Origin of the sequence: Pseudomonas citronellolis, assembly GCF_900112375.1 — a bacterium.
GTDB classification, from domain to species: Bacteria; Pseudomonadota; Gammaproteobacteria; order Pseudomonadales; family Pseudomonadaceae; genus Pseudomonas; species Pseudomonas citronellolis.
The window spans coordinates 14,867-26,442 of the sequence record NZ_FOLS01000037.1; the positions used below are offsets into that span (position 1 = coordinate 14,867).

Below are 11,576 nucleotides of genomic sequence, written 5' to 3' on the forward strand. Positions count from 1 at the left end.
GCCGGCGGTCGGCTGGCAGGCGCGCGCCGACGGGCGGTGTGGCAGCGCTGGCACAGGCCTGGGTGACAGTTTGTCCCGCATCCGGTACAGCGGCTGACCGCCAGGTCACGCGGGCATTGCATTGCGCGGCGCGCTGGACGATGCTGCGGGAACGGTCGCCCCGGGACTGCCTGCCGTCCCTTCCGTGGAGAACCATAACAATGAGTGCGAACGCCATGAGTCGCCACGCCCGCCAGGTCATGACAGTGGCCCGCGGGCAGCAACCGGCCAGCGGCCCCGCCGCCGATCCGTCGATCGCCCGTTCCTGGCTGCGCTGCCTGGAGGAATACCACCTCGACCCGGCGCAGACGCTGCCGCCCACGGTGCTGGAGCACCGGCGCATGCTGGAGCGCCGCGAGGGCCTGCAGCAGGTGCTGGAGATCGCCAGCGGCGAGATGACCAGCCTGCGCCAGCAGCTCGCCGGCGCCGGCCACGCGGTGCTGCTCACCGACGCCCGCGGGGTGATCCTCAACCGCGTCTGCGACGAGGCCGAGCGCGCCACCTTCGAACACGCCGGGCTGTGGCTGGGCGCCGACTGGAGTGAGGCCCGCGAAGGCACCAACGGCATCGGCACCTGCCTGATCGAGCGCCAGGCGCTGACCATCCACCGCGACGAACACTTCCGCAGCCTGCACACCGGCCTGACCTGCTCGGCGAGCCCGGTGTTCGACCCCCACGGCGAACTGCTGGCGGTGCTCGACGTGTCCTCGGCGCGCCGCGACCTGTCGCGGCAGAGCCAGTTCCACACCATGGCGCTGGTCAACCTCTCGGCGAAGATGATCGAGAGCTGCTACTTCCTGCGCCGCTTCGAAGGCCAGTGGCTGCTGCGCTTCCACCTGCAAGCCGAGTACGTCGGGCTGTTCAGCGAGGGCCTGGTGGCCTTCGACGGCGCCGGGCGCATCCTCGCCGCCAACCAGGGCGCGCTGAACCTGCTCGACCGCCCGCGCGACGGCCTGCTCGGCCGATCGGTGGAGGACTGCTTCGACATCCGCCTGGACGAGCTGCTCGGCCGCGCCAGCACCCAGGCCGGCCTCAGCTGGCCGCTGCGCAGCCATGCCGGGCGCCAGTTCCACGCCCAGCTGCGGGGTGAGCCGCGGCCGCTGGCGATTCCCGTATCACGGCCGGCGCCTGTCGCGCCGGGGCTGTGCCTGGGCGACGAGCGCCTGGCCGCGGACTTCCGTCGTGCGCTCAAGGTCTACGCTCACGACGTGCCGCTGCTGCTGCACGGCGAGACCGGCTCGGGCAAGGAGGCCTTCGCCAAGGCCGTGCACCAGTCCGGCGAGCGCGCCGGCAAGGCCTTCGTCGCGCTGAACTGCGCGGCCATCCCGGAAAGCCTGATCGAGAGCGAGCTGTTCGGCTACCGCGGCGGCAGCTTCACCGGCGCGCGCAAGGAAGGCATGCGCGGCAAGCTGCTGCAGGCTGACGGCGGCACTCTGTTCCTCGACGAGATCGGCGACATGCCCCTGGCCCTGCAGACGCGCCTGCTGCGCGTGCTGGAAGAGCGCCAGGTGGTGCCCCTGGGCGATGGCGTGGCACAACCGGTGGACCTGCGTCTGATCAGCGCCACCCACCGCAACCTGGAGGAGCTGGTGGCCGCCGGCACCTTCCGCGAAGACCTCTACTACCGCCTCAACGGCCTGGTGCTGCAACTGCCGGCCCTGCGCGAGCGCGAGGACCGGCCGCAGCTGCTGGCGCAACTGCTCGCCGAGGAATCCCGGGGCCGGTCCATCGTGCTCGACGAGGACGTGCGCCAGGTCCTGCTCGACCATCCCTGGCCGGGCAACGTGCGCCAGTTGCGCAACGTGCTGCGTACCCTGGTGGCGCTCAGCGAGGGCGGCCGCGTGCACCTGGCCGACCTGCCGGTGGACATCCGCCGCGCTGCGCAACCCAAGCCCGCGCCCGAAGCGGAGGCGCCCGCCGACTGCCTGCTCGACGCCGAGCGCGGCGCGCTGCTGGCGGTGCTGGAGGCGCAGCGCTGGCACATGAGCCGCACCGCGCAGCAACTGGGCATCAGCCGCAACACCCTCTACCGCAAGCTGCGCCGCCACGGTCTGAGCCGGTCGGCGCCGTAAACGGCGGTTCGCGAGCAAGCTCGCTCCTACGAAGAGCAGCGTGGTGCCGTACCTGTAGGAGCGAGCTTGCTCGCGAACCGGATTTTCCCCGCGGAACCCCCGCCCAATGGCGCCGTCTGATGCATCCAGCCACCCCGCCGGCACCCGGCGCTGTGCTAATCTGCCGCCCATTCGAAGCGCCTTCCCAGGCTTGATTGCAGGAGTCTGCATGCATATCCACATCCTCGGCATCTGCGGCACCTTCATGGGCTCGCTGGCCGTGCTGGCCAAGGAACTGGGGCACCGCGTCACCGGTTCCGACGCCAACGTCTACCCGCCCATGAGCACCCAGCTGCAGGCCCAGGGCATCGAACTGATGCAGGGCTACGAGCCCGCCCACCTGGAGCCGGCGCCGGACCTGGTGGTGATCGGCAACGCCCTGTCGCGCGGCAACCCGGCGGTGGAATACGTGCTGAACAAGGGCCTGCCCTACGTTTCCGGCCCGCAGTGGCTGGCCGACCACGTGCTGCAGGGCCGCTGGGTGCTGGCCGCCGCCGGCACCCACGGCAAGACCACCACCAGCAGCATGCTGGCCTGGGTGCTGGAACACGCCGGCATGAGCCCGGGCTTCCTGATCGGCGGCGTGCCGCAGAACTTCGGCGTCTCCGCGCGCCTGGGCGGCACGCCGTTCTTCGTGGTGGAGGCCGACGAGTACGACAGCGCCTTCTTCGACAAGCGCTCGAAGTTCGTCCACTACCGCCCGCGCACCGCCATCCTGAACAACCTGGAATTCGATCACGCGGACATCTTCCCGGACCTGGCGTCCATCGAGCGGCAGTTCCACCACTTGGTGCGGACCATCCCCGGCGAAGGCCTGATCATCCACCCGGAAAACGAAACCGCGCTCAAGCGCGTGATCGGCATGGGCTGCTGGACCCCGGTGCAGACCACCGGCGAGGGCGGCCAGTGGCAGGCGCGCCTGCTCAGCGCCGACGGCTCGCGCTTCGAGGTGCTGTTCGACGGCGCCGCCCAGGGCACGGTGGAATGGGAACTGACCGGCCAGCACAACGTCGCCAACGCCCTGGCCTGCCTGGCCGCGGCGCGCCACGTCGGCGTGGTGCCGGAGCTGGGCTGCGCCGCGCTGTCGGCGTTCAAGAGCGTCAAGCGGCGCATGGAGAAGGTCGCCGAAGTGAAGGGCGTGACCCTCTACGACGACTTCGCCCACCACCCCACCGCCATCGCCACCACCCTCGACGGCCTGCGCAAGCGCGTCGGCGACGCCCCGGTGATCGCCGTGGTCGAGCCGCGCTCCAACTCCATGAAGCTCGGTGCCCACCGCGAAGGCCTGGCGGACAGCGTCACCCAGGCCGACCGGGTGTTCTGGTACGCGCCGCCGAACCTGGGCTGGGACCTGGCCGCCACTGTGGCCGGCTCGACCGTGCCGACTCAGGTGTGCGATTCCCTGGAGGCCATCATCGAAGGCGTGAAGGCCGTGGCTACCCCGGGCACCCAGGTGGTGATCATGAGCAACGGCGGCTTCGGCGGCCTGCACGGCAAGCTGGCCAAGGCCCTGGAGGACTGAGATGGCGGGAGCCGAACGCGTCACCCTGGCGATGACCGGCGCTTCCGGCGCGCAGTATGGCTTGCGCCTGCTCGACTGCCTGGTGCAGGAAGACCGCGAGGTGCACTTCCTGATCTCCAAGGCCGCGCAACTGGTGGTGGCCACCGAGACCGACGTGACCCTGCCGGGCAAGCCGCAGGCGATGCAGGCCTTCCTCAGCGAATACACCGGCGCCGCGCCGGGGCAGATCCGCGTCTACGGCAAGGAAGACTGGATGGCCCCGGTGGCTTCCGGTTCCGGCGCGCCCGGCGCCATGGTGGTGGTGCCTTGCTCCACCGGCACGCTGTCGGCGATCGCCAGCGGCGCCTGCAACAACCTGATCGAGCGCGCCGCCGACGTCGCCCTGAAGGAGCGCCGCCAACTGATCCTGGTACCGCGCGAGGCGCCGCTCTCCAGCATCCATCTGGAGAACATGCTCAAGCTGTCCAACCTGGGCGCGGTGATCCTGCCGGCGGCGCCGGGTTTCTACCATCAGCCGCAGACCATCGACGACCTGGTCGACTTCGTGGTCGCGCGCATCCTCAACCAACTGGGCATCCCCCAGGACATGCTGCCGCGCTGGGGCGAACACCACCTTGTCAGTGACGAATAAGCTCCTCGCCGCCCTGATGCTGCTGCAGCTGGGCGGCTGCGCCACCGTGAAGACCCTCAACGCCAACAAGCCCGGCGCCCCGCTGATCTATGCCGGTACGCGGCTGGACTGGTATTCCATCAACGGCGGTTGTTGCCCGCAGGATCATTACGGCACCGAGGCGCCGAAGTATCCGCGGCTGGACCTGCCGGGTAGCGCGTTGCTGGACACCGTGCTGTTGCCGCTGTCGATCGCCGCCGAGTTGGGGATCGGTCTGCAGGTGTGGGGCGGGAATTGACGCCGCGGGCCTTGCCCGCGAATCGCGCGCAGGGCGCGCTCCTACAGGTGGGCGTCGCGTAGGAGCGGATCTCATCCGCGAACCGCGCCGGAGTCCCCGGCCATCGCTACATTGCAGGCGAACACCGCTTTTCGTAGGAGCGAGCTTGCTCGCGAACAAACTCTGCTGCGGGGCTCATTCGCGAGCAAGCTCGCTCCTACGAAGAGCATCTCGGCGCAGCCTTTGAGGGAATGCCATGCCCCATGCCGAACTGTAGGAACGGGCCCTGCCCGCGAAATCGCGCGCAGGGCCAACAGGAAACACCGTCGTAGGATGGTGTTGAGCGAAGCGATACCCATCGCCACGGCAGCATGGGTTTCGCTGAGGCTCAACCCATCCTACGAAGAGCATCTCGGCGCAGCTGGGGGTTATTTACCGAGCCTGCGCAGCTCATCCGACTCGACGAACCGCACACCCTTGCCCGTCTCCAGGGCCAGGCGCCAGAGGGCGCGGGCCAGGGCGCAGGCTTCGATGCCGTGCAGCTTGCCGGGGAGGATGCGGGCGAAGGGCGCGGCGAGCAGTTCGGCCAGGCGGATTTCCTCGCGCTGGCCCAGCAGCAGGGACGGGCGGGCGATGGTCAGTTGCGCCCAGCCCTGTTTCTGCAGGGCTTCTTCCAGCTCGCCCTTGACGCGGTTGTAGAACAGCGAGGACTTGCTGTCCGCGCCCAGCGCGCTGACCACCACGTAGTGCCGCGCGCCGAGCTTGAGCGCGTGCTCGCCCAGGGCCAGCGGCAGGTCGTGGTCCACCGCCTTGAAGGCCGCTTCGGAGCCTGCCTCCTTGAGCGTGGTGCCCAGGCAGCAGAACACCGTGTCCACCGGCCCGGCCAGGCCGGGGATGAGTTCGGCCAGCGGGCCGATGGGGTTCTCCAGGCGCGGGTGGGCGGCCAGTGGCCGGCGCGTCGGCGCCAGCACGCGCTTGACCGTCGGCTCGCTGAGCATGCGGTCGAGCAGGTGTTCGCCGGTGAGGCCGGTGGCGCCGGCGAGAATGACATGCGTCGGTGTTGAATACATCCTGGTTTCTCCGCTGACACAGTTACAAGCGTAGTTGCCGGGCTATCGTTTTTCCTGCACGTGCCCCGCATCGGCGCTCAGGGCCCGGCTGGCCTGGCCTGCGCGCAAGGCGTTCCAGCGCTGCAGGACGGCCGGCGGCGCCCACAGCTGCGGCTCGGAGGCGTCGAAGCCGTCTGCCGTCTCGCGCCGGGCGACCTCGCTGCTGGCCAACTGGAAGGCCTGCTGCAGGTCGTCGGTGGCGTTCAGGGCGTTGGCGAACAGGGCTTGGCCGAAGTAGGTGAAGTCCGCTTCCTCGGAACAGCCGAAGGACACCCGGTCGCTGCGCGCCGCCGTCATGATCAGAGTCCTGTCGTCCTTCAGAGGTTCGATGAAGCCGCCGCTGTAGCAGGCCGAGATCACCAGCACCTTGTAGCGGTCTTTCAGCGGCGCGAGGAGTTCGGCGAGGTCGGCGGCGGGCAGGTTGTCCAGGCGGATGCCGGGCATGTCGAGGATCAGCTGGTGGTCGTGGCTGCCATGGCTGGTCAGGTAGATGAACACCAGGTCCTCCGGGCCGCTGCTGCGCGCCAGGGCGCGGATCGCCCGCGCCAGGCTCTCGCGGGTGGCCATGGGGCGGTCGTCGGCATGGTTGCGGTTGTTCACCAGGGTGACCACGCCGCGCGCGCCGAAGCGCTGGCCGAGCAGGCGGGCGACGTAGTCGGCCTCGCGCAGGAACACGCTCTGCTTGCCGTCGCCGCCCACGCTCAGGGCATACAGCTCCACCTGCGGCGTGGAAGGCGGCAGCGCGGCCAGGGCGCGGTCGAGCAGGCGGCCCTGTTCCAGCAGGCCGACTTCCACCGGGTTGGGCAGGCGCCGGCCCTGTTCGTCGCGGCGCAGCAGGCCGTTGCTCCAGGTGCCGGCCTGCAGGCGGCCGTCGGCGCCGCGCAGGCTGCCCTTGCCGGCGAACTTGCCGTCGGCGAACTGGCCACGGTAGACCTGGCCGTCGGCCTGGGTCAGCACGCCTTCGCCGGCGAAGCGCCAGTCCTTGAAGCCACCTTCGTAGCGGCTGCCGTCGCGGCCCTCGTACTTGCCCTGGCCGTTCAGCGCGCCCTGGCTGAACTGGCCGCTCCACACGTCGCCGTCGGCGTTGACGAAGCGCCCCTGGCCGCTGAACTCGGTGTTCTCGAAGCCGCCCTCGTAGCGGTCGCCGTCGGCGTCGCTGAAGCTGCCCTTGCCGCGCAGCTGGCCGTTCTCGAAGGTGCCGGCGTATTCGTTGCCCTGGCCGTCGTCCAGCTGGCCCTGGCCGTGGTAGAGGCCGGCGCGGAAGCCGCCCTGGTAGTGGCTGCCGTCGGCGCCGTGCCATTCGCCCGGGCCGTCGAACAGGCCCTTGGCGAAGCGGCCCTGGTACCAGGCGCCGTTACCATGCTCCAGGCGCCCCTCGCCGTGCAGGCGGCCGTCGACGAGAGCGCCGTGGTAGCGCGCGCCGTCGGGCAGCACCAGGTCGGCCGAGGGCTGGGCGGGGCCCTGGTCGCAGGCCGCCAGGGCCAGGATCAGGGCGAGGAGGGGAAGGTGCAGGCGCATGCGGCAGGTCGGTCACGGTGGTTTTGCACCAGTGTGACGCAAAAAAGCCCGCGGGCGCGGGCTTTTTTACCGGGGGCCGGGCGCCGGCGTCAGACGAAGGCCAGGCTCAGCGATTCGGCGATGTAGGCCGGCTTGGGCAGGCCCTCGATCTCCAGGGTGCAGCGTGCCTTGATCAGCCACTGGCCGGGGTTCTTCTCGCTGACGTCGAGGATGGTCACCTGCAGGCGCACCCGCGAATCCACCGGCACCGGCTGGATGAAGCGCACGCTGTCGAGGCCGTAGTTGACCACCATCTTCGGGTTCTCCGGGAGCACCAGCAGGCCCTCGCAGAGCTTGGGAATCAGCGACAGGGAGAGGAAACCGTGGGCGATGGTGCCGCCGAACGGGGTCTTCTTCGCCTTCTCCGGGTCCACGTGGATGAACTGGTGGTCCTCGGTGCACTCGGCGAACTGGTTGATGCGGTTCTGGTCGATGGTGAGCCATTCGGAATGGCCCAGGTCCTTGCCAATGTAGTCCTTGAGGGTGCTGACGGGAACGAACGGCATGTTTTCCTCCGCGAACGCGTGTTGTTGTTTTTTGCGTGCGATGCAGCATGGCACAGGTCGATGACGGCTGCGCACCTATGCTTGAAGCGAATGCCATGCCATAGGCCGGGCGTACTTGGGCATAATGTCGGGCTTTTTCACAGGAGGTTGCCATGCTGCTCCGCGGCCTGACCTGGCTGGTGCTGTTCCAACTGCTGGGCACCGGCCTGAATGTTCTCATCCTGCCGATGATCCCCGGCCCGATCATTGGGCTGGTGCTGCTGCTGGCGTTCCTGCTGGCGCGCGGGGAAGTGGGCGAGCCGATCACGCTAGCGGCCTCCTCGCTGCTGCGCTACCTGCCGCTGCTGCTGGTGCCGCCGGCGGTGGGGGTGATGGTCTACGGCCGCCAGCTGCTGGCGGACTTCTGGCCGCTGGCCGGGGCCCTGGCGCTGTCGCTGCTGGGTTCCTTCCTGTTCGCCGGCTGGCTGATGCAGAAGCTGATCGACCGCCAGCGCGGCCGCAAGGAGGCCCGCGATGCTTGACTGGCAAGGCGCCTGGCAGGCGGTCACCCATCACCCGCTGTTCTGCATCGGCATCACCCTGGCGGCCTACCAACTGGCCCTGGCGGCCTACGAGCGCACGCGCTGGGTGTTCCTGCAGCCGGTGCTGGTGTCCATGGCCATGGTGATCCTGGTGCTGCTGGGCACCGGCATCGATTACCAGGCCTACAGCGCCGGGGTCAGCGTGCTGACCGTGCTGCTCGGCCCGGCCACCGTGGCCCTGGCGGTGCCGCTGTTCCTCAACCTCAAGCGCATCCGCCAACTGTTCTGGCCGACCCTGGTCACCCTGCTGGTGGCCGGCGTGCTGGCCACCGTGGCCGGCATCGGCCTGGGCTGGCTGTTCGGCCTGCGCGGCGAGCTGCTGATGAGCCTGGCGCCGAAGTCGGTGACCTCGCCCATCGCCATGCTGGTGGCCAGCCAGATCGGCGGCGTGGCGGCGCTGGCGGCGGTGTTCGTGCTGATCACCGGGGTGCTCGGCGCCATCCTCGGCCCGGAGCTGCTGCGCCGCATCGGCGTGCGCCACCCGGCCGCCCAGGGCATGGCGCTGGGCATGACCGCCCACGCCGTGGGCACCTCCCGAGCCCTGCAGGAGGGCGAGGAATGCGGCGCCTTCGCCGCCCTGGCGATGAGCCTGATGGGCGTGGCCACCGCAGTGCTGCTACCGTTGGCGGTAGCGTTGATCGCCTGAAGCAGGAAGATTCACATGAAGTTGCCGCTCTTCCCCCTCAACACCGTGCTGTTCCCCGGTTGCCGCCTGGACCTGCAGATATTCGAGGCGCGCTACCTGGACATGATCGGCCGCTGCATGAAGCAGGGCGGCGGCTTCGGCGTGGTGTCCATCGTCGAAGGCCGCGAAGTGGGCGAGGCGCCGCAGGTGTTCAGCCAGGTCGGCTGCGAGGCGCTGATCCGCGACTGGCAGCAGTTGCCCAATGGGCTGCTGGGCATTCGCGTCGAGGGCGGCCGGCGCTTCCGCGTGCTGGATACGCAGGTGCAGCCGGACCAACTGCTGGAAGCCGAGGTGAGCTGGTTGGAGGAACAGCCCGACCAGCCGCTGACCGAGGAACACGACGACCTGGCCGCGCTGCTCGGCGCGCTGTCGCTGCACCCGATGGTCGCCACCCTGGAGATGGGCGGCGAGGTCAACGGCCAGCAGGAGCTGGCCTGCCAACTGGCCTACCTGCTGCCCTTCGAGCCGGAGCAGAAGCAGGTGCTGCTGGAGATGGACGACCCCACGGTGCGCCTGGCGCGCATCCAGGTGCTGCTGGAGCAGTTGCAGGGCGATCTGTTGGCCTGAGCGTTGTGGCCGCCCTGTAGGAGCGGATCTCATCCGCGAATCGTGCCGTTGGTTCCGGCTATCGCGGACAAGGTCCGCTCAAGGGAAATGCCATGCCTCATGCCGAACTGTAGGAGCGGGCCCTGCCCGCGATTCGCGCGCAGGGCGCGCTCCTACAAGGGAATGGCGTAGCGCAGCGATACCCATCGCCATGACCGCATGGGTTTCGCCAGGGCTCAACCCATCCTGCAAAAGCGCTTCAGATCACCAGCAAATCCATGAAGCGGTGCACCGGCGTGGCTTCCAGCTGCGCGGGGTCGTCGCACAGCGCGGTTATCTGCGCGCAGCGCTGCGGGGCGAAGCGGGTGGCCAGGGCGTTGCGGAATTTCGCCTCCAGCAGCGGGATGCCCTCGGCGCGGCGGCGGCGGTGGCCCACCGGGTATTCCACCTCGATCTTCGGCGTGCTGCTGCCGTCCGAGAAGAACACCTGCACGGCGTTGGCGATGCTGCGCTTGCCCGGCTCCAGGTATTCGCGGCTGTAGCGCGCGTCTTCCACCACTTCCATCTTGTCGCGCAGGCGGTCGATCAGCGGGTGCGCGGCGTGGAAGGCATCCTCGTAGTGCTCGGCTTCCAGGGTGCCGTAGATCAGCGGCACGGCGACCATGTACTGGATGCAGTGGTCGCGGTCGGCGGCGTTGGCCAGCGGGCCGGTCTTGGAGATGATGCGGATCGCCGATTCCTGGGTGTCGATGACGATGCGGGTGATCTCGCTGATGCGGTTGCGCACCAGCGGGTGCAGCTGTACCGCGGCTTCCACGGCGGTCTGCGCGTGGAACTCGGCGGGGAAGCTGATCTTGAACAGCACGTTCTCCATCACGTAGCTGGCGAAGGGCTGCGGCAGGCGGAAGCGGCGCTGGTCGTCGGGCTTGAGCGCCAGGTCCTTGTTGGTGTGGCTGAACAGCACGTCGTAGAAGCCCCATTGCGGCGCGGTCAGCACGCCGGGGATGCCCATCTCGCCGCGCCGGGCGATGTCCGCCAGGCGCAGGCCGCGGCTGCTGGCGTCGCCGGCGGCCCAGGATTTGCGCGAGCCGGCGTTGGGCGCGTGGCGGTAAGTGCGCAGCGCTTGGCCGTCGACGCAGGCGTGGGAGAGGGCGGAGAGCAGTTGCTCGCGGTCGGCGCCGAGCAGCCGTGCGCTCACCGCCGTGGAGGCGAGCTTGACCAGGAACACGTGGTCCAGGCCGACGCGGTTGAAGGCGTTCTCCAGGGCGAACACGCCCTGGATCTCGTGGGCCAGGACCATGGATTCCAGCACGTCGCCCATGCTCAGCGGCGGTTCGCCATTGGCCTGGGCGCGCTGCGCCAGGTGGTCGGCGAGGCCGAGGATGGCGCCGAGGTTATCCGACGGGTGGCCCCATTCGGCGGCCAGCCAGGTGTCGTTGTAGTCCAGCCAGCGCACCAGCGCGCCAATGTCCCAGGCGGCCTTGACCGGGTCGAGGCAGAAGCGCGTGCCCGGCACCCGCGAGCCGTGGGGCACCACGCTGCCTTCCACCTGCGGGCCGAGCAGCTTGGTGCATTCGGGGAAGCGCAGGGCCAGCAGGGCGCAGGCCAGGCTGTCCATCAGGCACAGCCGCGCGGTGTCGCGGGCCTCGGCGGAGTCGACGCGGTAGGTCAGGACGTAGTCGGCGATCTGCTGCAGGACGCCGTCGTAGTCGGGGCGGGTGTTCGGATCGGCGTTGGTGCTCATGGCGTGCTCCTGCGCGGTAATCCGGGAGAGTCTAGACGCTGGGGTTGTCTACTGGGTTCCCGCGTTCGCGGGAATGACTCCGGGAAACACGACACTCGATCCCGTCATTCCCGCGAACGCGGGAACCCAGAAAACAACGTAAGAGCAGCTGTCTTGCAGGTCGCGCCGGGGTGTTCTTCGTAGGAGCGAGCTTGCTCGCGAACCGCATGGCACCGCGTTTGTTCGCGAGCAAGCTCGCTCCTACGAGAAGCCGGGCCTCCCCGACGGCAGGAGGGGCCATCGCGGACGG

General features: G+C 69.3%; 11 protein-coding genes. 7 read left to right on the forward strand and 4 right to left on the reverse strand.

Annotated elements, in window-relative coordinates; translation table 11 throughout:
• Window positions 1–200 precede the first annotated feature (200 nt).
• From BM060_RS27410 to BM060_RS27425, 4 genes are all read left to right on the forward strand, one after another.
• Window positions 201–2,111, forward strand: coding sequence for a sigma-54-dependent Fis family transcriptional regulator (locus BM060_RS27410; RefSeq protein WP_074984950.1), 1,911 nt, complete (start codon window positions 201–203; stop codon window positions 2,109–2,111).
• A 208-nt stretch (window positions 2,112–2,319) separates the two neighbouring features.
• On the forward strand, window positions 2,320–3,672 hold the full coding sequence (gene mpl / locus BM060_RS27415) for a UDP-N-acetylmuramate:L-alanyl-gamma-D-glutamyl-meso-diaminopimelate ligase (protein WP_074984953.1): 1,353 nt from the start codon (window positions 2,320–2,322) through the stop codon (window positions 3,670–3,672).
• Window position 3,673: 1 nt separating this feature from the next.
• Window positions 3,674–4,303, forward strand: a complete 630-nt coding sequence (gene ubiX / locus BM060_RS27420; RefSeq protein ID WP_064584270.1) for a flavin prenyltransferase UbiX — start codon at window positions 3,674–3,676, stop codon at window positions 4,301–4,303.
• A gap of 16 nt (window positions 4,304–4,319) precedes the next feature.
• Window positions 4,320–4,580: a YceK/YidQ family lipoprotein gene (locus BM060_RS27425; protein WP_009615977.1), complete on the forward strand. Its 261-nt coding sequence runs from the start codon at window positions 4,320–4,322 to the stop codon at window positions 4,578–4,580.
• Between the two features lie 407 nt (window positions 4,581–4,987).
• Here BM060_RS27425 and BM060_RS27430 read toward each other — a convergent pair whose 3' ends face one another.
• The 3 genes from BM060_RS27430 to BM060_RS27440 all read right to left on the reverse strand — a co-directional run bounded on the left by BM060_RS27430 (window position 4,988) and on the right by BM060_RS27440 (window position 7,731).
• Complete coding sequence (locus tag BM060_RS27430; RefSeq protein WP_074984955.1) at window positions 4,988–5,629, reverse strand: oxidoreductase; 642 nt, start codon at window positions 5,627–5,629, stop codon at window positions 4,988–4,990.
• A gap of 42 nt (window positions 5,630–5,671) precedes the next feature.
• A complete protein-coding gene (locus BM060_RS27435) occupies window positions 5,672–7,186 on the reverse strand; it encodes a C13 family peptidase (protein WP_074984958.1) in 1,515 nt (504 codons plus the stop codon).
• Between the two features lie 89 nt (window positions 7,187–7,275).
• On the reverse strand, window positions 7,276–7,731 hold the full coding sequence (locus BM060_RS27440; protein ID WP_009615980.1) for a MaoC family dehydratase: 456 nt from the start codon (window positions 7,729–7,731) through the stop codon (window positions 7,276–7,278).
• Window positions 7,732–7,883: 152 nt separating this feature from the next.
• Here BM060_RS27440 and BM060_RS27445 point away from each other — a divergent pair, with 152 nt between their 5' ends.
• The 3 genes from BM060_RS27445 to BM060_RS27455 are packed head-to-tail and all read left to right on the forward strand — an operon-like array spanning window position 7,884 to window position 9,564.
• Window positions 7,884–8,252: a CidA/LrgA family protein gene (locus BM060_RS27445; protein WP_009615981.1), complete on the forward strand. Its 369-nt coding sequence runs from the start codon at window positions 7,884–7,886 to the stop codon at window positions 8,250–8,252.
• A complete protein-coding gene (locus tag BM060_RS27450) occupies window positions 8,245–8,958 on the forward strand; it encodes an LrgB family protein (RefSeq protein WP_043273208.1) in 714 nt (237 codons plus the stop codon). Before BM060_RS27445 ends, BM060_RS27450 begins: the two co-directional genes overlap by 8 nt.
• A 15-nt stretch (window positions 8,959–8,973) precedes the next feature.
• Entirely contained in the window at window positions 8,974–9,564 is a 591-nt protein-coding gene (locus tag BM060_RS27455) for an LON peptidase substrate-binding domain-containing protein (protein WP_074984961.1), read from the forward strand.
• Between the two features lie 238 nt (window positions 9,565–9,802).
• Here BM060_RS27455 and prpD read toward each other — a convergent pair whose 3' ends face one another.
• The gene (prpD, locus tag BM060_RS27460) at window positions 9,803–11,287 is read right to left on the reverse strand and encodes a 2-methylcitrate dehydratase (RefSeq protein ID WP_074984963.1); all 1,485 of its coding nucleotides are present in this window, start codon (window positions 11,285–11,287) and stop codon (window positions 9,803–9,805) included.
• Between the last annotated feature and the right edge of the window lie 289 nt (window positions 11,288–11,576).

What these genes read in the sequence shown, in the direction of transcription:
- BM060_RS27435 (WP_074984958.1), bottom strand. Translation starts at nt 7,186, where the DNA reads ATGCGCCTGCACCTTCCCCTCCTCGCCCTGATCCTGGCCCTGGCGGCC.
- BM060_RS27440 (WP_009615980.1), bottom strand. Translation starts at nt 7,731, where the DNA reads ATGCCGTTCGTTCCCGTCAGCACCCTCAAGGACTACATTGGCAAGGAC.
- BM060_RS27430 (WP_074984955.1), bottom strand. Translation starts at nt 5,629, where the DNA reads ATGTATTCAACACCGACGCATGTCATTCTCGCCGGCGCCACCGGCCTC.
- ubiX (WP_064584270.1), top strand. Translation starts at nt 3,674, where the DNA reads ATGGCGGGAGCCGAACGCGTCACCCTGGCGATGACCGGCGCTTCCGGC.
- BM060_RS27450 (WP_043273208.1), top strand. Translation starts at nt 8,245, where the DNA reads ATGCTTGACTGGCAAGGCGCCTGGCAGGCGGTCACCCATCACCCGCTG.
- prpD (WP_074984963.1), bottom strand. Translation starts at nt 11,287, where the DNA reads ATGAGCACCAACGCCGATCCGAACACCCGCCCCGACTACGACGGCGTC.
- BM060_RS27425 (WP_009615977.1), top strand. Translation starts at nt 4,320, where the DNA reads ATGCTGCTGCAGCTGGGCGGCTGCGCCACCGTGAAGACCCTCAACGCC.
- BM060_RS27455 (WP_074984961.1), top strand. Translation starts at nt 8,974, where the DNA reads ATGAAGTTGCCGCTCTTCCCCCTCAACACCGTGCTGTTCCCCGGTTGC.
- BM060_RS27445 (WP_009615981.1), top strand. Translation starts at nt 7,884, where the DNA reads ATGCTGCTCCGCGGCCTGACCTGGCTGGTGCTGTTCCAACTGCTGGGC.
- BM060_RS27410 (WP_074984950.1), top strand. Translation starts at nt 201, where the DNA reads ATGAGTGCGAACGCCATGAGTCGCCACGCCCGCCAGGTCATGACAGTG.
- mpl (WP_074984953.1), top strand. Translation starts at nt 2,320, where the DNA reads ATGCATATCCACATCCTCGGCATCTGCGGCACCTTCATGGGCTCGCTG.